Here is a 17,954-nt window from a genome sequence, read left to right as displayed (position 1 = left end):
GTCGGGTGGGCTGGTAGATGTTTAAAATACACACACCACGCCCAAGCCCGTGGCGGCCGTGCAGGATGACGACGACCGCGAGTCCGAGATTGCCCTGCGCAAGAAAAAGGAGCAGGAAGCCAAGCAGCGCGAGCAAAAGGAGCGTGAGCTGGCCCAGCGCAAGGAAGCCGAGCGCAAGAAGCAAGCCGAGCAGGACAAGAAGGACCGCCTGGAAGAAGAGCGCCAGGAACGCCTGCAAAAGGAAAAGGACGCCCGCGAAAAGGCCGAGAAGGCGGAGAAGGACCGCAAGGAAGCCGACCGCAAGAAGCAGGCCGAGCAGGACAAGAAGGACCGCCTGCAAAAGGAAAAGGACGCCCGGGAAAAAGCCGAGAAGGACAAGGCCGAGCGCGAGAAGGCCGAGAAAGCCAAGGCAGAAGCCGACGCCAAGGCCAAGGCCGCTGCAGATGCGAAAGCCAAAGCAGCAGCGGACGCCAAGGCCAAGGCCGCCGCAGATGCGAAAGCCAAGGCAGCAGCAGATGCCAAGGCCGCCGAAGCCCAGCGCCAGGCCAATATCGCCCGCATGGCCGGTATGGCAGGCGCAGCAGGTGCGGCCGGCAGCAGCCAGGGTGGCACGCCATCGGGCAGCGCCTCTGGCCAAGGTGGCCCATCGGCCGGCTATGGCGGCAAGGTCGCTGCCAAGGTGCGCCCCAACATCACCTTCCCTGATGACATCCAGGGCAACCCGCGTGCCGAGCTGGAAGTGCGCGCTGCCCCCGATGGCACCATCGTGGGCGTGCGCGTCACCAAGTCCAGCGGCAACAAGGCCTGGGACGATGCCGTCGTCCGCGCGATGCACAAGACCGAAACCTTGCCGCGCGACACCGATGGCCGCGTGCCATCCAGTCTGGTCATTGGCTTCCGCCCCAAGGACTGACGACCTGTTCGTCTTCCCCAAAAAAATGCCCTCGGCCACCTGGCCGAGGGCATTTGTGTTTGGATGGGCAGCTTGCTGCCACCGCCCTCTCGGGCGTCAGTCTCAGCTCACCATATAGCCGCCATCGACCGGCAGCACCACGCCCGTCATAAAGCTGGCCGCCGGCGTGCAGAGGAACACGGCTGCCTGCGCCACATCCTGCGGTGTGCCCCAGCGCCCCAGCGGCGTGCGTGCCAGGATGGGGCCGGAGCGGGCCGGGTCGTCCTGCAGCGCCTGGGTCAGCGGCGTCGCAATCCAGCCCGGGGCAATCGCGTTCACCCGGATGCCGTCGGCCGCATAGGCAATGGCAAGCGACTTGGTCAGCTGGCCGATACCGCCCTTGCTGGCCGCATAGCCGGGCACCAGGCCACCACCGAAGAAGGTCAGCATCGATGCGGTGTTGACAATGCAGCCGCGCCGGGCGCGCAGCTTGTCGCGCGTAGCGGTGCAGACCCGCATGGTGCCCGTCAGGTTCACCTCCAGCACGCGCTGGAAGACCTCCACATCGTGCTCCAGCCCGCGCTTGATGATGCCCGCGCAGTTGAAGACGATGTCGAGCTCGTCCAGATCGGCGAGCGCCCCATCCAGATCGGCCTGGCGCGTGACATCGGCCTGGCGCACTTCCACCCCGGCGTCCAGCGTGCCATCGCCCTCGCCCAGGCCCAGCGCAATCACGCGCGCGCCCAGCGCCGCCAAATGGTTGGCAATCACGGCACCAATGCCTTGGGTGGCACCGGCGACCAGGGCGGTCTTGCCTGTCAACAGGTCTTTCTGGTAGGTCGTAGTCATCACTCGCATCTCTCGCATTGCTTGCTTATCACCCGCTTGGGGCTCAGTTCTTCATGTCCAGCAGTTTGATCAGGTCGGCGAAATAGGTCGCATCCTTCATCATCTGGTTGCGGAAACCCTGGTCGTCGGCATAGACAAAGCCCAGGTTCTGTTTGGCCAGCACTTCCTGGAAGGCCGGCTCATCGACGGTCTTCTTGGCGGCGGCCTTGAGGTAGTTCAGCACATCGGTGGGCAGCTTCTTGGGGCCGGCAATGCCGCGCCAGGTGCCAATGCTCAGGTCGATGCCCTTTTCCTTCAGGGTGGGCACCTTGTCGAAGTTCTTCACGCGCTGGTCCGCCATCACGGTCAGCATCTTGAGCTTGCCCGCCTGCAGCTGCTGGGCCACTTCGGCCGGGCTCACCGCCACCGCATCGACGTGGCCGCCCATCAGCGCCAGCACGGCCGGGCCCGCACCCTGGAACGGAATATGGTTGAACTGGATGCCCGTCTTGTCGCCCAGCGCCGTGGCGGCAAAGTGCCAGATCGAGCCATTGCCGGCATTGCCCACGCCCATCTTGCCGGGGTCCTTCTTGGAGGCCGCGAGAAACTCTTCAATCGTGTTCCAGGGCGCATCGGCGCGCACGGTGATCGCAGCCGGGTCGGCGTTGAACTGGATGATGGGCTGCACATCGTCGTACGAGAACTTGGCCAGGCCCATGGGCTTGAGGGTCACCAGCTCCACCGTCACCACGGCCAGCTTGTAGCCGTCGGGGCGGGCATTGATCATGTCGGTCCAGCCAATGGCGCCGCTGGCACCGGGCTTGTTGATCACCACCACGCTTTGCGGAATGTGCTTGCGCGCCGCCTCGCCAAAGGCACGGGCCACGCCGTCGGTGCCGCCACCGGGCTGGAAGGGCACGATCAGCTCGATCTGGCGTGCCGGAAAGTCCGCTGCCACCGCCCAGCCGCTCATGCCCATCAGCACAGCGCTGGCACCGGCGGCGACAAAGCCCATGGCGCCGCGGCGCGTTTTATTCATGTTCATACCGTCTCCTGCTTTTTACTTTGTCGTGCAGTTTCAATAGGTCGCACGTCCACCGGATACATCAAACACCGCCCCAGTGCTGAACGAGCAGGCGTCAGACGCCAGCCACAGCACCTGGGCCGCAATCTCCTCGGGCTCGCCCAGGCGCCCCATCGGGCTCTTGGCAATCATCGTAGCCACATGCTCGGGGGCCATCTGTTCCAGAATGGGTGTGCGCACCGCTGCCGGTGCCACCGCATTGACCAGCACGCCGCTGCCGGCCAGCTCCTTGCCCAGCGACTTGGTCAGCGCCAGCACCCCGGCCTTGGCCGCGCTGTAGGCCGAGGCATTGGGCGTGCCCTCCTTGCCTGCGAGCGAGGCGATGTTCACCACCCGGCCATAGCCCTGGGCACGCAGCACCGGCACCACCGCCTTGCAGACGTGGTAGACACCGACCAGGTTGATATCGATCACGCGTTGCCAGACGGCGTCGTCAAAGGCATCGAGCGCCATCGTGGGCCCGGTGATACCGGCGCTGTTGATCAGCATGTCAACCCGGCCCAGCCTCTCGAGCGTTTGCGCCAGCGCCGCCTGGATGCTGGCCGGCTCGGTCACATCGACCGGGCAGAACAGCGCATCACCTGCATCTGCGGCAGAAGGCGGCTGCAGATCCCAGACCGCCACCTGGGCACCGGCTTGCTGCAAGGCCTGCACCAGGCTGGCACCAATGCCGCTTGCGCCGCCCGTCACCACGGCCACCCGGCCGCCCAATTGGTAGCTGCAATCGGCCATGTCAGCGGATGAACTGGTTGGTGTAATCGGCACCCAGGCCCACGGCCTCGAAGTGCTTGCGGCACATGTCGATCTTGGTGAACACGTCCTCAAAGCCCATGCCCTTGCCCCAGGGGTCGGTGTAGTACATGACACCGTTGACCTGGAAGTAGGTGATCATTTCCTCGCAGTCTTCGGGCACATACAAGGTGTGGGTCTCGCCTGGGGGCTCAAACACATAGCTGCCTTCCTTGGCCCACCAGTCGTGCTCCAGGTATTTCCAGCGCCCCTTGAGCACAAAGCCATGCACCGCCTGCGGGTGGCGGTGGCGGCTGAGCACGCCGGACTTGCGCACCTTGAGCAGGTTCATCCAGTAACCCTGGCTGGCATTGAGGCAAAGGGGGCGAAACCAGACGTTCTCGGCCTGCGGCACCCACAGCCGCTCATCGGTGGGGATGGCGCTTTCCACCACGATCTCGGGCAGCGCATCGGGCGGGTTCGGATACTGGTAAGGCATCAACGGAGTCTGGTCAGGGCTATCTACAGGCATTTATCCACCATATGGACTAAAGTTCACAATATGGATAATTGTAGAGAACGCCGAAAGACCCGCAGCCCAGACAAACCCCAAGCCTTGGGCGGCACAGACATATTGGCGACAGGGACCGGGCTGCGGCAGCGGCCCAACGGGCACAAAAAAACCCGGCTGCTGGCCGGGTTTCAGTTTGCGGATGCGCGTGGATGTCCGCGATCAGGAATCCACCCAATTGACCATGCCGCTAAAGGCCGTCACCAGCACGATGATGCCGAACACAATGCGGTACCAGGCAAAGGGCACAAAGCTGTTGGAGGCGATGTAGCGCAGCAGCCAGCGCACGCAGAGCCAGGCGCTGATGAACGAGAAGATGAGCCCCGTCGCAAACATGGGCAGGTCCGCCATCGACAGCAGTGCCCGCTCCTTGTAGAGGCTGTAGACGCCAGCGCCGATCAAGGTGGGGATCGCCAGGAAGAAGGAAAAATCGGTGGCCGCCTGGCGCGACAGGCCCATCAGCATGCCGCCGATGATGGTCGAGCCGCTGCGGCTGGTGCCCGGAATCATCGCCAGGCACTGCACCAGGCCGACCTTGAGTGCATCGAGCGGCGTCATCTCATCGACCGTCTGCACCCGCACATGGGCGGACTGGCGCTTTTCCGCCCAGAGGATGACAAAGCCGCCCAGGATAAAGGTGGTGGCCACGACGATGGGCGTGAACAAATGCGCCTTGATGTACTTGCCAAACAACAGGCCCAGCACCACGGCGGGCAAAAAGCCGATAAAGACATTGAGCGCAAAGCGCTGTGCCTGGCGGCTCGATGGCAGGGCCACGACGGTGGTCCGGATCTTTTGCCAGTACACCAGGATCACCGCAAAGATGGCGCCAGTCTGGATCGCGATGTCGAACACCTTGGCCTTGGCATCGTCAAAGCCCAGCAGGCTGCCGGCCAAAATCAAATGCCCTGTCGAGGAGATCGGCAAGAACTCCGTCAGCCCCTCCACCACGCCCATGATGGCGGCTTTGATCAACAGCAAGGTGTCCACAACAGTCTTTCAAAAAATCGGTCTGCCCGATTATCCAGCGGCCCAACACGCGCCACGGGTCTGGCCCGCCAGCGCGCACGAAAATTTACACAATGCAGCGCCCTCGCCTGCGCAGCCGCTATGGCGCCGGCAGCGCCACCACCTGCACGGCGCCCCCGGCATCCACCAAAGGCTCGTAATGCGCCAGCACGGCGTAGCGCCCCTGCGCGGCCAGGTGCGGCGCCAGGGTTTGCAAGCCCTCGCGCAAAAAAGCCAGCGCCGGCTTGTCCAGCCCCGAGGTGGGCTCATCGAGCAGCACCAGCCGGGCGCCACTGGCCAGGCCCAGCGCGATGACCAGCTTGCGCAGACTGCCGGTGGAGAGCGCCAGCAAAGGCTTGGCGCCATGCGGGGCCAGATCAAAGCCCGCTTGCCATTGCCCAAAAAGTGCCTCATCCCAGCCCGGGCAGTCCCGGCGCATCTGGGCGATCCAGTCTGCGACCACCGTGGTGCCTGGCGGCATCGTGGCGGGCAGGCGTGGCTCGTGCCAGAACACGCCCCCTGCGCTCTTGAGCGCCTGCGGCGTCTGGCCATCGATAAGCAGGCTGCCCCCGCAGGCCTGCAGCTGCCCGGCCAGCAATTGCAGGGCCGTGGTCTTGCCTGCGCTCAGGCCATCGACCAGTTGCACCAGGCCAGGCGCGGCCTGCCATTGCCAGCCGGCCAGCAGCGGGGCCGCTTGCGGGTAGGAGAAATCCAGCGCATTCCATTCCAGGCTCATAGGGGTATCCGGCTTGCTTGCTTAACTCCTAAAAACATAGCATAAAATCGCGCAATATCGATGAAAACCCCGCACATGCTCGACTATTTGGACTTTGACACCAGCGATGACGGCGAAGGCCTTACCAGCCTCGATGCGATGGCCTATGCCAAGGCCGCCCAGTGGCCGGCGCTGGCAGCCGAAGTCACGCAGCTGCTGGCCTGGTGCAGCGATGCCTTTGGTGCCCCCGGCCCGCTGGAAGATGGCCACCGCTGGGATCTGGACCTGCAGCTGCAAAACGACGCCGGTGACGCGCTGGCCTTGCACTGGGATGCACGGCAGCGCCAGCTATTGGCGCCCCAGGCAGCGCAGCAGACCGCGCTGCAGCTGAGCCTGACCCTCAGCGGCCCCGACCCCCTGGCCCAGCAGCTGACCGCGCAGTTTCTGGGCGATAGCGACTGAGCTTTCACCCCCTATGCGCCCAGCATCAGGTCCAGGTTCTGCACCGCCGCACCCGATGCGCCTTTGCCCAGGTTGTCAAAAATGGCCGCCAGCAGCACCTGGCCCTGCGCCTCGTTGTGGAAGACGCTCAGTTGCATGGCATTCGTGCCGTTGAGCAGTTGCGGATCCAGGTGTGTAAGCGCTCTGGCCTCGTCCAGCGACAAAACCTGCACATCGGGCGCCTGCGCATAGTGACGTGCCAGGCAGGCCTGCAACGCAGCGGCATCCACACCGGGCGGCAGCATGCGCAATGCCAAGGGCACCGTCAGCACAATGCCCTGGCGATAGGCACCATAGGCCGGCACAAACAGCGGGCGCGCGGCCAGACCTGCGTGCAACTGCATCTCCGGCGCATGCTTGTGCGCCAGCTCCAGGCCGTAGATCTGGAAGGCTGGCGGCTTGGCACCGCCCACGCCCTCATGCGCCTCGACCCCAGCGCGTCCGCGCCCGGAGTAGCCCGATACCGCGTGCACGCTGACTGGGTAGCTGGCAGGCAGCAGCCCGGCCTGCACCAGGGGCAGCAGCAAGCCAATAGCCCCCGTCGGGTAGCAGCCGGGGTTGCTGACCCGGCGGGCCTTGGCAATGCGCTCAGCCTGCGCTGCCGACATCTCCGCAAAGCCATAGACCCAATCGGCCTGGGTGCGGTGCGCAGAACTGGCATCGATCACCCGCACCGCAGGATTGACGATGGCCTGCACCGCCTCGCGCGCTGCGGCGTCGGGCAGGCAGAGGATGGCGATATCGCAGGCATTGATGGCTTCGGCCCGGCGCTGGGCATCCTTGCGCTCAGCAGCTGGCAGGGTCACGACGCGGATATCCTTGCGCCCGCGCAGCCGCTCATGGATTTGCAGACCGGTGGTGCCCTGGTCGCCGTCGATAAAAACAAGAGAAGTGCGCATATGCAGATGACTTCCGAGAATGCGGGCGCTGGCCCATGGATGAAGCCGCCATATTCCTCCGAGCACTAAAATAATGAAAGTTGAATTTCACAAATCAAACGTTCAGTATTTCTGAATTTGGAGCCGCGATGCGAGAGATCAGCCTGGACCGTTTGCGCACCTTGGTAGCGATTGCCGACCAGGGCTCGTTCATCAAGGCCGCCCATAGCCTGCACCTGGCAGCGCCCACGGTCAGCCTGCATATTGCCGAGCTGGAAGAGCGCATTGGCGCGCCGCTTCTGTCGCGCAAGCGCGGCCATGTCCGGCCCTCTGCGATTGGCGAAGTGCTGGTCGCACGCGCGCGCCGCCTGCTGGACGAGGCCGAGCTGGCCTTAAGCGACATCCAGCGCCAGGTGCAAGGGCTGGAAGGGCGTGTGCGGCTGGGCGCATCGACCGGGGTGATCGCGCATCTGTTGCCCCAGGCATTGGCGGTGCTGCGCGATCAGCATCCGGGCATCGACGTTCAGATCAGCGTCCAGACCTCGGAAGAGACACTCGCGCGCCTGGCAGATGGCAGCCTCGATGTAGGGGTGACCGCCCTGCCCCAGCCCGCCGTCGCAGGCCTGGTGATCCAGCCCTGGCGCCGCGATCCGGTAATGGCCTTTGTGCCGGCCGATTGGACCTGCCCGGCCCACCTCACGCCCCAGTGGCTTGCCAGCCAACCGCTCATCCTCAACGATGCCAGCACACGCCTGTCACGCCAGACCAGCGAGTGGTTTGCCGCGGGCGGCCACCACCCGGTGCCGCGCATTGCGCTGAACTACAACGATGCCATCAAGAGCCTGGTGGCCGCAGGTTACGGCGCCACCTTGCTGCCGCACGAAGCCACCGCACCACCGCCAGATGCCCGCATTGCGATGCGCCCGCTGCGCCCTGCGCTGTGGCGCCGGCTGGGCATCGCCCACCGCGCCGGCTATGTGGAGCCCTCCACCCAACATGTGCTGGATGTGCTGTGGGGCCTGCGGCTGGTGTGAGCGTCACACCGGCAAGGCCGGGCTGAAAGGCCAGGCCTGTGCAGTACCCCAGCCGCCAAGTCACTCGCGCGTTCAACCGGTCCTTGCACTGCCTGGCGCGATGCGCTTTGGGCGCCGCGCCAGCCGCATGCGTCCCGCATTCATCAGCAGCATCCCGGCAATCGCCGCGCCACCGCCACGCAGCAAGGAAGCCGTCACCGGCTCGGCCAGCCACAGGCTGGACAGCAGCATGCCAAACAAGGGCACCAGCGACATATAGGCGGCCGCTGCGCCCGCGCCCAGCTCCTGCACGCCCCTCAGGTACCAGGCATAGGCCACCGCGGTGGCCCCCAGCGCCAGCGCGACCAGGCTGTACCACACCTCGGCGCGCACATGCACCAGGCCTGCCCAGGCGCTTGGCCCCTCCGCCACCAGACTGGCGCCCAGCAGCAACAGCGCGCCGATACTGGCGGTCGCAGCCGTCGTGGTGAGCGGATCGATGCTGGTCAGCACCAGGCGGCCCAGCAAGGTATAGCCCACCCAACAGGCGGCGCAGCCCAGCAGCAGCCACTCTCCGGCACCTGCAGCGCTGCCCGGGCCCCAGCTCCAGTGGCCACCGCTCAGGGCATACAAGGCACCACCCACTGCCAGCCCTAGACCCAGAAAGATCGGCAGGTTGATGCGCTCACGAAACAGCAGCACCGCAAACAGCATGGTCAGCACCGGGTTGAGCGCGACCACCATGGCTGCTTTGCCGGCAGGCACGGTTTTGAGCGCCAGCAAGAAGAACAGCGAATAGCCCAGCACGCCCACCGCCGACGCAGCCGCCAGCCCTAGCCACTGGCGCCCCGCCAAGTTGCGCAATCGGCCCATGCGCCCGGTGCGGCCCAGCCACAGCAGCAGCACGGCACTGGCCAGCAGAAAGCGCAGGCTGGCAGCAGCCAGCGGTGGCATGGCTTGGGCCACAACACGGCCCCAGGGCCAGGACGCGCCCCAGAGCGCCGCCATGCCGATAAGACCCAGATGGGTAGAGTATTTTGCGGAGTTCATGCGCTGCTACTATCCGCTAATCACTATCAATGGTCGAATGAGCAAATGCTCATAGCCATCCCAGCTTATCCGCGCCATGACCTTCACCCAGCTCGAAGTTTTTGCCACCCTGGCCAAGGTGGGCAGTTTTTCCCGTGCGGCGGCGGTGCTTGGCATCTCGCAAAGCGGCGTCAGCCATGCGATCAAGCAGCTTGAAACCGCCCTGGGCGTGGGCCTGTTCAGCCGCGATGGGGCAGCGGTCAGCTTGACCGAGGTGGGCAGCCGCCTGCTGGTGCGCGCCCAGGACATGCTGCAGCAGCAAGAAGCGCTGCGGCAGGAAGCGCAGGCTGCGCGCGGCATTGCAAGCGGGCGCCTGCAGATCGCCTCGTTTGGCGCGACCTCCTCGCTGCGCCTGCTGCCCCAGCTGCTGGCCGCATTTCGCCATGCCCATCCACTGGTCGAGGTGCATATCGAAGAAGCGGTGGACAGCGTGGTGCTGCAGTGGCTGCTGGAGCGCCGCGTGGAGCTGGGCTTTGTGGTTTTGCCCGACGAGCGCTTTGACACCGTGCCGCTGATCGAAGACGAGCTGGTAGCCGTGCTGCCCGCAGCCCATCCACTGGCCCAGAAGACCAGCATCAGCGCGCTGGATTTTCATGGCCAGCCTTTTATCCGCACCTCGGCGGGCTCCGGCCCCCGGGTGGACGCGTTTTTGGCCGACAAAGGCGCCGTGCCCAACACCTTGTACCGGTTTGAGCAGCTTAGCTCGATGATGGGCTTTGTCGCGCAAGGCGATGCGCTGACCATTGCCGCGCGCTTGGCGCTGCCCGCGCCCCCGGCCGGCGTCACCTACCGCCCGCTCATGCCGCGCAACCACCGGCACATTGCGCTGGCGGCACTGCGCTTTGACCGCTTATCGCCCGCAGCGGCAGCCTTTGTCGAAACCGCGCGAAAAGCCCGCAAGCGCCTAGTGCTGGAATAAAGCGCCTGGGCGTCAGCGCCTCGCTGCCGGGCGCAGGCCGGGTTTATTCGCCGCTCAGCGCAATCACCACGGCCGAGGGCTCCACCGTTACCTGCACCGCAGAGCGCGCACGCAGCGACGTGGCCTGGCGGCTGAAGCCCACCAGCTGCACGCCGGACTGCAGGCGCACGGCCAGCTCTTGCACCGTGCCGCCGCGCGTGGCCCGTGTGACCGCACCCTGCCAGCCGTTGCTGCCCGGCGCCAGCGCGGCAGCGGCCGATGCCGCTTGCACCGTGACAGCGGTGGCCTTGCACATGGCGAGCACCGGCAGGCCCTGGCGCAGGCCCAAGAGCTGCGCGCTCTCATCGGTGATATGGGAATGCAATACAAACTGCGCGCCAGCATCGGCACCCTGCAATTGCACCTGCACCAAGGGGCCGCTGCGGCTGAGTTGGGCCACGACACAGGGCCATTGGTTGCGCATGCTGGTCATCACCTGCAATCGCGCCAGGGTGGTGGCCACTGAGATGCCTGCTTGCCCGGCAGCGCGTGCCTGGGGGTCTGCAGCCGTTGGCAGCTGGCGCGCATGCTCGAGCTGCACATGCAATTGCTCGCGCGCATGGCCCATGGCGTCGGCGGCCTCAAGCAGCAGCAGCGCATCGGCCGTGAGCTGCGCGCCCCCGCCGCCCTTGCCGCCCACGCTGCGCTGCACCAGCTCCACCCCTGCCAGGTTGGACAAGGTATCCAGAGCCTGCCAGGCCGCCTTGTAGCTGATGCCCACGCGGCGCGCGGCCTCCGAGATGGAGCCGCAATCCTGGATATGGCGCAGCACATCCATGCGGCGGTCAGAGCGCTTCTCGGCGAGCGCGGCAGCGAGCGATGCTTGGGGGATCATGGCGCGAATCTTCGCATGGTTTAGCGCCTCGGTACCCATAGCGTGCCTTCAGAAAAGCACTGCCCAGAATATCGCGCCAACACGGTGGCCTTTGACCCCCATCATTTGTTGCCTCTCCACAATCTCGTTACACTCTCGCTATTCATTAACAGAATAGCGATTTGATAACTGCCATGACCCAACGCCGCTTCGCCCCCCTCGCCCTGTCCCTGTTTGCAGCCTTCGCTGCCAGTGCCCATGCGGGCGAAGTCTCGGTGGCCGTGGCCGCCAACTTCACCGCGCCGATGCAAAAGATTGCCGCCGAGTTCGAAAAGGACAGCGGCCACAAGGCCGTGCTGTCCTTTGGTGCCACCGGCAAGTTCTATGCCCAGATCAACAACGGCGCGCCCTTTGGCATTTTGCTGGCCGCCGATGACACGACGCCGGCCAAGCTGGCCCAGGAAGGCAAGGGTGTGGCCGCCAGCCGCTTCACCTACGCCATCGGCCAGCTGGTGCTGTGGAGCAAGCAAGCGGGCTATGTGGACGACAAGGGCGCCGTGCTCAAGACCGGCGACTACCGCCACATCGCCATCGCCAACCCCAAACTGGCCCCCTACGGCCTGGCCGCGATGGAAACGCTCAAGAACCTGGGCCTGACCGACCAGGTGACGCCAAAAGTCGTGCAAGGCGAGAACATCGGCCAGACCTACCAGTTTGCAGCCAGCGGCAATGCCCAGCTGGGCTTTGTGGCGCTGTCGCAGGTGATGGAAGACGGCAAGCTGCACGAAGGCTCGGCCTGGATTGTTCCATCGGCCATGCATGAGCCCATCCGCCAGGACGCCATTGTGCTCGACAGCGCCAAGGACAATGCCGCCGCCACCGCCTTGATGGACTACCTCAAGGGAGACAAGGCGCGCGCCATCATCAAGTCCTACGGCTACGCGTTCTAAGGCGCGGCAGGCCACCGATCTGGCGGGTCTGATCCCGCCGGTCTCTGCTCGGCCATTGACATCAGCGCGTTGGTCCGGCCAAACACTGCCCTTGCCGGGCAGGCGCTGCGCGTGCACCATGTGCGCAGCCGCCGCTTCCTTCTTCCCACCTTGCCACGACCCCGCCTGCCGTGAGTACCTCCCTTCTCAGCCCCGACGATTGGGCCGCCATCTGGCTGACGCTTGAGCTCGCCAGTTTCACGACAGCCCTGCTGCTGGTGCTGGCCACGCCGCTGGCCTGGTGGCTGGCGCATACGCCGTCGCGCTGGCGCGGCCCCATCGGCGCGGTGGTGACCTTGCCGCTGGTGCTGCCGCCCACCGTGATCGGCTTTTACCTGCTGGTCACCATGGGCCCCAATGGCCCCATGGGCCACCTCACCAACGCGCTGGGCCTGGGCTATCTGCCCTTTACCTTTGCCGGCTTGGTGGTGGGGTCGCTGGTCTACTCACTGCCCTTTGCGGTGCAGCCGCTGCAGCGGGCCTTTGAAGGCCTGGGCCGCCGCCCGCTGGAAGTGGCGGCCACCCTGGGCGCCAGCCGTATCGACAGTTTCTTCAGCGTGGCACTGCCACTGGCGCGCCCGGGCTTTATCACCGCTGCGGTGCTGACCTTTGCCCACACGGTGGGTGAGTTCGGCATCGTGCTGATGCTGGGCGGCAATATCCCCAGCAAGACCCGCGTGGTCTCGGTGCAGATCTACGACCACGTCGAAGCCATGGAGTATGCCCAGGCGCACTGGCTGGCCGGCGGCATGGTGGTGTTTGCCTTTGTGGTGCTGGTGGCCTTGCAGTGGCTGCAGCCCCGCGACAAGAACAATGCGAGTCCCCTATGACGCAAGCCCAGAACGCCCACGACGGCATTCACGCGCGCCTGCAGCTTGAGCGCGCGTCGTTCCAGCTGCAGGTCGATCTGCAGATGCCTGGCCAGGGCGTCACCGCGCTGTTTGGCCCCTCGGGCTGCGGCAAGACCAGCTGCCTGCGCTCCATTGCCGGGCTGGAGCGCGCCCAGGGCCAGGTCACGGTCAATGGCGAGCGCTGGCAGGACGATGACAGCGCCCACTGGCTGCCCACCCACCAAAGGGCGCTGGGTTATGTGTTTCAGGAAGCGAGCCTGTTCCCGCACCTGAGCGCCCATGACAACATCCGCTACGGCCTGCGCCGCACCCCGGCGGCGCGCCAGCGCGTGCAGATCGTGCGCCTGGTCGAGCTGCTGGGCATTGGCCCGCTGCTGCCGCGCAAGCCCGCGACCTTGTCGGGCGGTGAGCGCCAGCGCGTGGCCATTGCCCGCGCACTGGCCACCAGCCCGCGCGTGCTGCTGATGGATGAGCCCCTGGCCGCGCTGGATGCCGAGCGCAAGGCCGAGGTGCTGCCCTACCTGGACCAGCTCAGCGATCAGCTCAAGCTGCCGATCCTGTACGTCAGCCACTCGATCGACGAAGTGGGCCGCCTGGCCGACCAGGTGGTACTGCTGCAAACCGGCCGTGTCGTGGCCCAGGGCCCGGTGGCCGACATGCTGACCGCGCTGAATGCCCCGCTGGCCCAGGCCCTGCCCGATGCCCAGCAAGCCAGCCTGCTCGAAGGCCAGGTCTGCGGCCACGATCTGCAAGACCACCTGTGGTCGCTGCAAATAGGCACCCACCCACAGCTGCAGCTGCATTGGACCCAGGCCGATGCGCATTACCGGCAAGGCGAGCGGGTGCGCCTGCGGGTGCTGGCGCGCGATGTCAGCCTCTCGCTGATGCCCCAGACGGGCAGCTCCATCCTCAATAGCCTGCCAGCGGTGGTGACTGCCCTGCAGGCCAGCAGCCCGGGCCAGGTGCTGGTGCAGCTGCGCCTGGCACCAGGCACTGGAGATGACATGCCCCATCTGCTGGCCCTCGTGTCCGCCCGCTCGGCGCGCCTTTTGCAGCTGGCGCCCGGCCTGCGGGTGCATGCGCAGCTCAAGGGCGTCGCCGTGCTGCGCTGACGGCCCTGGCCCTCTGGGGTGCCTGGGGCCTGGCCCCAGCAACAAAAAAGCCCGGACGCATCCGGGCTTTGTCGTGTCTGGTGGGGCCGATTAAGGGGCCAGCACCACTTCCACGCGGCGGGCTTGGGCATTGTTGCCAGCGTTCTCCACCGCTTCGGGCTTCTTCAGCTCCAGCTTGTCTTCGGTCACGCCCAGGGCCAGCAGCGCATCGCGCACGGCAAAGGCGCGTTGCTTGGCCAGCTCGGCGTTCTTGTCGGCGTCGCCGGTGGCATCGGTGTAACCCGAGATCACCGCACGTTGGCCGGCCTTGACGCCAGCGATCACGTCGACCAGCGCTTCGTTGGCACCCTGGGCCAGCTCGGCCTTGGCGGTGGCAAAGTAGAACTTGACCACACCGTTTTCGATCACCACGGCAGCGGCGTCGTCTGCCACCACGGCAGCGCCGCCAGCAGCAGCGCCAGTGGCGGAAGCGCCAGCAGCATTGCCAGCCTCAGCCGCAGCGGCTGCACGGGCGGCGGCCACGGCCGGGTCCGTACCACCCAGCACGGCGCCACCCTTGGTGCCGGTCTGCGCGGTCAACACGCCCGCTTGGCCAGACTTGGCGCCATGCAGGCCCTTGTAGGCGCCAAACCAGATCACGCCCAACACCACCAGGGTGATCAGGGCAAATACCAGGCCCAAGGCAAAGCGCTCATCACCGTCATTATTTTGCGAAGAACTCACAGTCAGACTCCAGGCACCCGTGGTGCATTAAAAAAGAAATTGTTGTGGCTGCATGCCGTGGCCGCGCAGGCCCTGCACACCCCCATGGCAGATACGCGCGAGATTGTACCTTGCAGCACTGACGCCGCGCAGCGAACCGCCCCCCATTCGTGCAGCCAACCCGGCCCGCAAAGCGGCCACCATACAGGTAGTAACCCGGTATCCGACGCTCGAAAATAGATAGCAGGTAATCGCGCCACCATGCCCTTTAACTAGTGATTACCCTTGAGTTGGCGGCTTTCTCTGAAATATTTTTTCATCCTTGCGCCTGTTCGCAACATCGGCAAGGTAATTTGTATGGGGAAGCGCGTAGTTATTCGTAAAATCAGTGCTTTTCGAAAATGTGCATTTGCTTACCAGCAATGAGCACGTGTGACAGGACTAGCCAACCATTGGAGACACCATGCAGGCTTTACTCGCCCTATCCAGGGCTATCGACAGGCTCAATGCCTTCGTCGGCAAATACTCAATCTGGCTTATCTTTGCCGCCACCTTCATCAGCGCCGCCAACGCCATCGTCCGCAAGGCCTTCGACGCCAGCTCCAACGCCTTCCTGGAAGTGCAGTGGTACCTGTTCGCCTGGTCCTTCTTGCTGGCCGCCGGCTACACCTTGCTGCACCGTGAGCATGTGCGCATCGACGTCATCAACTCGCGCCTGTCCAAGACCAAGCAGGTCTGGATCGACATCATCGGCTTTGCGCTGTTCCTTACTCCGCTGTGCGTCACGATTCTGTGGCTGAGCATGCCGGTGGTGATCCAGATGTACCAGTCTGGCGAAATGTCGGGCAACCCGGGCGGCCTGATCCGCTGGCCGGTATGGGCCGCCATCCCCGTGGGCATCACCTTGCTGATGCTCCAGGGCCTGTCCGAGCTGGTCAAGCGCATCGCGTTCTTGACGGGCGACGGCCCTGACCCGATGGGCAAGCTCAGCGACAAGAGCGCTGAGGAAGAGCTGGCCGAAGCACTGCGTGCCGAAGCTGAAATCAAGCAGGCCCAGGCGGCTGCAGCAGTCCAGGCTGCTGCGCGCCAGCCTTGAAGGTAGCACGAGGATCTCACCATGGAATTTATCGCTACCAACTACGCCCCGATCATGTTCGCGGGCCTGATCGTCTTTCTGCTGCTTGGTTTTCCCGTGGCGTTCAGCCTGGGCGCTGCCGGCCTGATGTTCGGCTTTATCGGCATTGAGCTCAATGTGTTTCCCTCGTCGGTGATGGCCTGGTTGCCCCAGCGGCTGATCGGCATCATGGCCAATGACACCTTGCTGGCCGTGCCCTTCTTCACCTTGATGGGCTTGATACTGGAGCGCAGCGGCATGGCCGAGGACTTGCTCGACACGGTGGGCCAGGTCTTTGGCCCGATCCGTGGCGGTCTGGCGCTCGCCGTGATCTTTGTCGGCGCGCTGCTGGCCGCTACCACCGGTGTGGTGGCCGCATCGGTCATCTCCATGGGCCTGATCTCGCTGCCCATCATGCTGCGCTACGGCTATGACCGGCGCCTGGCATCGGGCGTGATTGCCGCATCGGGCACCCTGGCCCAGATCATTCCGCCCTCGCTGGTGCTGATCCTGATGGCCGACCAGCTGGGCAAGAGCGTGGGCGATATGTACAAGGGCGCGTTCATCCCCGGCTTCATGCTGATGGGTCTGTACGTGCTGTGGGTCGCCTTCCTGGCCATCTTCAAGCCCAAGCTGGTGCCCGCGCTGCCCGTTGAAGCCCGTATCTACCGCGAAGCCAACGGCAATGCCGGCTACACCTCGCTGATCGTGGTGATGGGCCTGTCGACGATTGTCGCGATCTTCCTGGCCAACCATATGGCCGACATCCACACCTGGTGGGAAGGCAAGCTGGTCACCGATGTGGCCACCGACGAGAAGATTGTCACGGCCATGTGCGGCGGCACCTTCATTGCCTTTGTCATCGCCTCGATCAACCGCGTCTTCAAGCTGGGGCTGCTGTCCAAGCTGGCCGAGCGCGTGACCTTTGTGCTGATCCCGCCGCTGCTGCTGATCTTCCTGGTGCTGGGCACCATCTTCCTGGGCATTGCCACCCCTACCGAAGGCGGCGCCATGGGTGCCATGGCCGCACTGATCATGGGCTTTGCCCGCAAGCGCCTCAACATGAACCTGCTCAAGCAGGCGCTGGGCTCGACCACCAAGCTCGCCAGCTTTGTGATGTTCATCATGATTGGCGCGACGACCTTCAGCCTGGTGTTCCAGGCCGCAGACGGCCCCAAGTGGGTCGAGCACCTGCTCACCAGCCTGCCAGGCGGCCAGACCGGCTTCCTGATCGTCGTCAACGTGATGATCTTCTTCCTGGCCTTCTTCCTGGACTACTTTGAGCTGTCCTTCATCGTCGTGCCGCTGCTGGGCCCCGTGGCCGAGAAGATGGGCATCGACCTGATCTGGTTCGGTGTGCTGCTGGCAGTCAACATGCAGACCTCGTTCATGCACCCGCCATTTGGTTTTGCGCTGTTCTTCCTGCGATCGGTGGCGCCTGACAAGCAGTATGTGGACCGGGTCACACACAAGGTGATCGAGCCGGTTACCACGATGCAGATCTACAAGGGCGCTGTGCCGTTTGTGCTGATCCAGCTGGTGATGGTCGGGGTGCTGATCGCCTTCCCTGGCATCGTGACCGGGGCGCTGGACAAACCGGCGGTCGTCGACATGCAAAAGGTCAATGAGCAGATGATGAACCAGCTGGGCAACGCTGACGGCGGCTACGGGGACAACCCCTTTGCCACCCCGGATGCACCCGCCGATGCAGGCGCAGCACCGGGCACCGATGCAGGCGCAATGCCGGCACCCGCCGCAGAAGGCTATGGCTCGGACGATCCGGCCAAGGCCTTGCAGGACTCGCTGGGCACTGCTCCCGCAGAAAGCAAATAAGGGGCGCCCAAGCCCTTCCCACCCGAACCCTGGCTTGCCCAGGGTTTTTTTATGGCTGCCTGCAGCTTGGTGCCACAACGCCCCGTGCGCTGGTGGTCCGGTGAACCGGCGAACCGGCGAACCGGCGGCCCGGCGAGCCGGCGTCGCGGCGCTGCGGCCGCACCCCGTCATGCACGGGAAAGCGTAGCAGCCAAGCCGCATGCCGATGCACGCATGCAGCCTGTATGGACGCAAAAAAGCCGCAGCAAGCTGCGGCTCCTGGCTCCTGGCTGC

General features: G+C 65.0%; 19 protein-coding genes. 9 read left to right on the top strand and 10 right to left on the bottom strand.

All coding sequences use genetic code 11. The features are described 5' to 3' along the window. Positions 1 to 49 precede the first annotated feature (49 nt). Positions 50 to 913: a cell envelope integrity protein TolA gene (tolA, locus tag WH265_RS14560; protein ID WP_339558732.1), complete on the top strand. Its 864-nt coding sequence runs from the start codon at positions 50 to 52 to the stop codon at positions 911 to 913. Positions 914 to 1,015: 102 nt separating this feature from the next. Here the strand turns inward: tolA and WH265_RS14555 are convergent, their stop codons facing one another. The 6 genes from WH265_RS14555 to WH265_RS14530 form a co-directional block, all read right to left on the bottom strand. Next, positions 1,016 to 1,741 (bottom strand): SDR family NAD(P)-dependent oxidoreductase, encoded by a 726-nt coding sequence (locus WH265_RS14555; protein WP_021026023.1) that lies wholly within the window; start codon positions 1,739 to 1,741, stop codon positions 1,016 to 1,018. A gap of 43 nt (positions 1,742 to 1,784) precedes the next feature. Further along, positions 1,785 to 2,765: a Bug family tripartite tricarboxylate transporter substrate binding protein gene (locus WH265_RS14550; RefSeq protein ID WP_339558731.1), complete on the bottom strand. Its 981-nt coding sequence runs from the start codon at positions 2,763 to 2,765 to the stop codon at positions 1,785 to 1,787. Between the two features lie 33 nt (positions 2,766 to 2,798). Beyond that, positions 2,799 to 3,536, bottom strand: coding sequence for an SDR family NAD(P)-dependent oxidoreductase (locus WH265_RS14545; protein WP_339558730.1), 738 nt, complete (start codon positions 3,534 to 3,536; stop codon positions 2,799 to 2,801). Between the two features lies 1 nt (position 3,537). Then, positions 3,538 to 4,065 carry a 2,4'-dihydroxyacetophenone dioxygenase family protein gene (locus WH265_RS14540; RefSeq protein ID WP_021026020.1) on the bottom strand — a complete coding sequence of 176 codons (528 nt, stop codon included), beginning with the start codon at positions 4,063 to 4,065 and terminating at the stop codon, positions 3,538 to 3,540. A 201-nt stretch (positions 4,066 to 4,266) separates the two neighbouring features. After that, entirely contained in the window at positions 4,267 to 5,094 is an 828-nt protein-coding gene (locus WH265_RS14535; RefSeq protein ID WP_339520382.1) for an undecaprenyl-diphosphate phosphatase, read from the bottom strand. Between the two features lie 118 nt (positions 5,095 to 5,212). Continuing rightward, positions 5,213 to 5,848, bottom strand: coding sequence for an ABC transporter ATP-binding protein (locus tag WH265_RS14530; protein WP_339537638.1), 636 nt, complete (start codon positions 5,846 to 5,848; stop codon positions 5,213 to 5,215). A 60-nt stretch (positions 5,849 to 5,908) separates the two neighbouring features. On the opposite strand from WH265_RS14530, the gene WH265_RS14525 reads away from it, so the two are divergent. Beyond that, complete coding sequence (locus tag WH265_RS14525) at positions 5,909 to 6,289, top strand: hypothetical protein (protein WP_339558729.1); 381 nt, start codon at positions 5,909 to 5,911, stop codon at positions 6,287 to 6,289. 11 nt (positions 6,290 to 6,300) lie between these two features. On the opposite strand, the gene argC is transcribed toward WH265_RS14525, so the two are convergent. Next, complete coding sequence (argC, locus tag WH265_RS14520) at positions 6,301 to 7,227, bottom strand: N-acetyl-gamma-glutamyl-phosphate reductase (protein WP_339558728.1); 927 nt, start codon at positions 7,225 to 7,227, stop codon at positions 6,301 to 6,303. A gap of 128 nt (positions 7,228 to 7,355) precedes the next feature. On the opposite strand from argC, the gene WH265_RS14515 reads away from it, so the two are divergent. After that, positions 7,356 to 8,240 (top strand): LysR family transcriptional regulator, encoded by an 885-nt coding sequence (locus WH265_RS14515; RefSeq protein ID WP_339558727.1) that lies wholly within the window; start codon positions 7,356 to 7,358, stop codon positions 8,238 to 8,240. Between the two features lie 72 nt (positions 8,241 to 8,312). On the opposite strand, the gene WH265_RS14510 is transcribed toward WH265_RS14515, so the two are convergent. Further along, on the bottom strand, positions 8,313 to 9,269 hold the full coding sequence (locus tag WH265_RS14510; RefSeq protein WP_339558726.1) for a DMT family transporter: 957 nt from the start codon (positions 9,267 to 9,269) through the stop codon (positions 8,313 to 8,315). Between the two features lie 76 nt (positions 9,270 to 9,345). Between WH265_RS14510 and WH265_RS14505 the strand changes: the two genes are divergently transcribed. Then, complete coding sequence (locus WH265_RS14505) at positions 9,346 to 10,227, top strand: LysR family transcriptional regulator (protein WP_339558725.1); 882 nt, start codon at positions 9,346 to 9,348, stop codon at positions 10,225 to 10,227. A gap of 43 nt (positions 10,228 to 10,270) precedes the next feature. On the opposite strand, the gene WH265_RS14500 is transcribed toward WH265_RS14505, so the two are convergent. After that, positions 10,271 to 11,101 carry a TOBE domain-containing protein gene (locus WH265_RS14500; RefSeq protein WP_043339300.1) on the bottom strand — a complete coding sequence of 277 codons (831 nt, stop codon included), beginning with the start codon at positions 11,099 to 11,101 and terminating at the stop codon, positions 10,271 to 10,273. Between the two features lie 173 nt (positions 11,102 to 11,274). Here WH265_RS14500 and modA point away from each other — a divergent pair, with 173 nt between their 5' ends. The 3 genes from modA (at position 11,275) to modC (ending at position 14,032) form a co-directional block, all read left to right on the top strand. Next, positions 11,275 to 12,030: a molybdate ABC transporter substrate-binding protein gene (gene modA / locus WH265_RS14495; RefSeq protein WP_339558723.1), complete on the top strand. Its 756-nt coding sequence runs from the start codon at positions 11,275 to 11,277 to the stop codon at positions 12,028 to 12,030. 170 nt (positions 12,031 to 12,200) lie between these two features. Then, a complete protein-coding gene (modB, locus tag WH265_RS14490) occupies positions 12,201 to 12,899 on the top strand; it encodes a molybdate ABC transporter permease subunit (protein WP_339558722.1) in 699 nt (232 codons plus the stop codon). After that, complete coding sequence (modC, locus tag WH265_RS14485) at positions 12,896 to 14,032, top strand: molybdenum ABC transporter ATP-binding protein (RefSeq protein WP_339558721.1); 1,137 nt, start codon at positions 12,896 to 12,898, stop codon at positions 14,030 to 14,032. Before modB ends, modC begins: the two co-directional genes overlap by 4 nt. Before the next feature lie 90 nt (positions 14,033 to 14,122). Here modC and WH265_RS14480 read toward each other — a convergent pair whose 3' ends face one another. Next, positions 14,123 to 14,755 (bottom strand): OmpA family protein, encoded by a 633-nt coding sequence (locus WH265_RS14480; protein WP_021026010.1) that lies wholly within the window; start codon positions 14,753 to 14,755, stop codon positions 14,123 to 14,125. 442 nt (positions 14,756 to 15,197) lie between these two features. On the opposite strand from WH265_RS14480, the gene WH265_RS14475 reads away from it, so the two are divergent. Next, positions 15,198 to 15,830, top strand: a complete 633-nt coding sequence (locus WH265_RS14475; protein ID WP_021026009.1) for a TRAP transporter small permease subunit — start codon at positions 15,198 to 15,200, stop codon at positions 15,828 to 15,830. A 21-nt stretch (positions 15,831 to 15,851) separates the two neighbouring features. Continuing rightward, positions 15,852 to 17,681 carry a TRAP transporter large permease gene (locus tag WH265_RS14470; protein ID WP_339558720.1) on the top strand — a complete coding sequence of 610 codons (1,830 nt, stop codon included), beginning with the start codon at positions 15,852 to 15,854 and terminating at the stop codon, positions 17,679 to 17,681. The last annotated feature ends 273 nt before the right edge of the window (positions 17,682 to 17,954 follow it).

It is taken from the genome of Comamonas sp. MYb396 (assembly GCF_037479555.1).
Classification (GTDB): Bacteria; Pseudomonadota; Gammaproteobacteria; order Burkholderiales; family Burkholderiaceae_C; genus Comamonas.
The sequence above is the reverse complement of the archived record's forward strand: the minus strand, read 5'-3'. Positions and strand labels throughout refer to the sequence as shown.

What these genes read in the sequence shown, in the direction of transcription:
- WH265_RS14555 (WP_021026023.1), bottom strand. Translation starts at nt 1,741, where the DNA reads ATGACTACGACCTACCAGAAAGACCTGTTGACAGGCAAGACCGCCCTG.
- WH265_RS14550 (WP_339558731.1), bottom strand. Translation starts at nt 2,765, where the DNA reads ATGAACATGAATAAAACGCGCCGCGGCGCCATGGGCTTTGTCGCCGCC.
- WH265_RS14545 (WP_339558730.1), bottom strand. Translation starts at nt 3,536, where the DNA reads ATGGCCGATTGCAGCTACCAATTGGGCGGCCGGGTGGCCGTGGTGACG.
- WH265_RS14540 (WP_021026020.1), bottom strand. Translation starts at nt 4,065, where the DNA reads ATGCCTGTAGATAGCCCTGACCAGACTCCGTTGATGCCTTACCAGTAT.
- WH265_RS14530 (WP_339537638.1), bottom strand. Translation starts at nt 5,848, where the DNA reads ATGAGCCTGGAATGGAATGCGCTGGATTTCTCCTACCCGCAAGCGGCC.
- WH265_RS14525 (WP_339558729.1), top strand. Translation starts at nt 5,909, where the DNA reads ATGAAAACCCCGCACATGCTCGACTATTTGGACTTTGACACCAGCGAT.
- argC (WP_339558728.1), bottom strand. Translation starts at nt 7,227, where the DNA reads ATGCGCACTTCTCTTGTTTTTATCGACGGCGACCAGGGCACCACCGGT.
- WH265_RS14515 (WP_339558727.1), top strand. Translation starts at nt 7,356, where the DNA reads ATGCGAGAGATCAGCCTGGACCGTTTGCGCACCTTGGTAGCGATTGCC.
- WH265_RS14510 (WP_339558726.1), bottom strand. Translation starts at nt 9,269, where the DNA reads ATGAACTCCGCAAAATACTCTACCCATCTGGGTCTTATCGGCATGGCG.
- WH265_RS14505 (WP_339558725.1), top strand. Translation starts at nt 9,346, where the DNA reads ATGACCTTCACCCAGCTCGAAGTTTTTGCCACCCTGGCCAAGGTGGGC.
- WH265_RS14500 (WP_043339300.1), bottom strand. Translation starts at nt 11,101, where the DNA reads ATGATCCCCCAAGCATCGCTCGCTGCCGCGCTCGCCGAGAAGCGCTCT.
- modA (WP_339558723.1), top strand. Translation starts at nt 11,275, where the DNA reads ATGACCCAACGCCGCTTCGCCCCCCTCGCCCTGTCCCTGTTTGCAGCC.
- modC (WP_339558721.1), top strand. Translation starts at nt 12,896, where the DNA reads ATGACGCAAGCCCAGAACGCCCACGACGGCATTCACGCGCGCCTGCAG.
- WH265_RS14475 (WP_021026009.1), top strand. Translation starts at nt 15,198, where the DNA reads ATGCAGGCTTTACTCGCCCTATCCAGGGCTATCGACAGGCTCAATGCC.
- WH265_RS14470 (WP_339558720.1), top strand. Translation starts at nt 15,852, where the DNA reads ATGGAATTTATCGCTACCAACTACGCCCCGATCATGTTCGCGGGCCTG.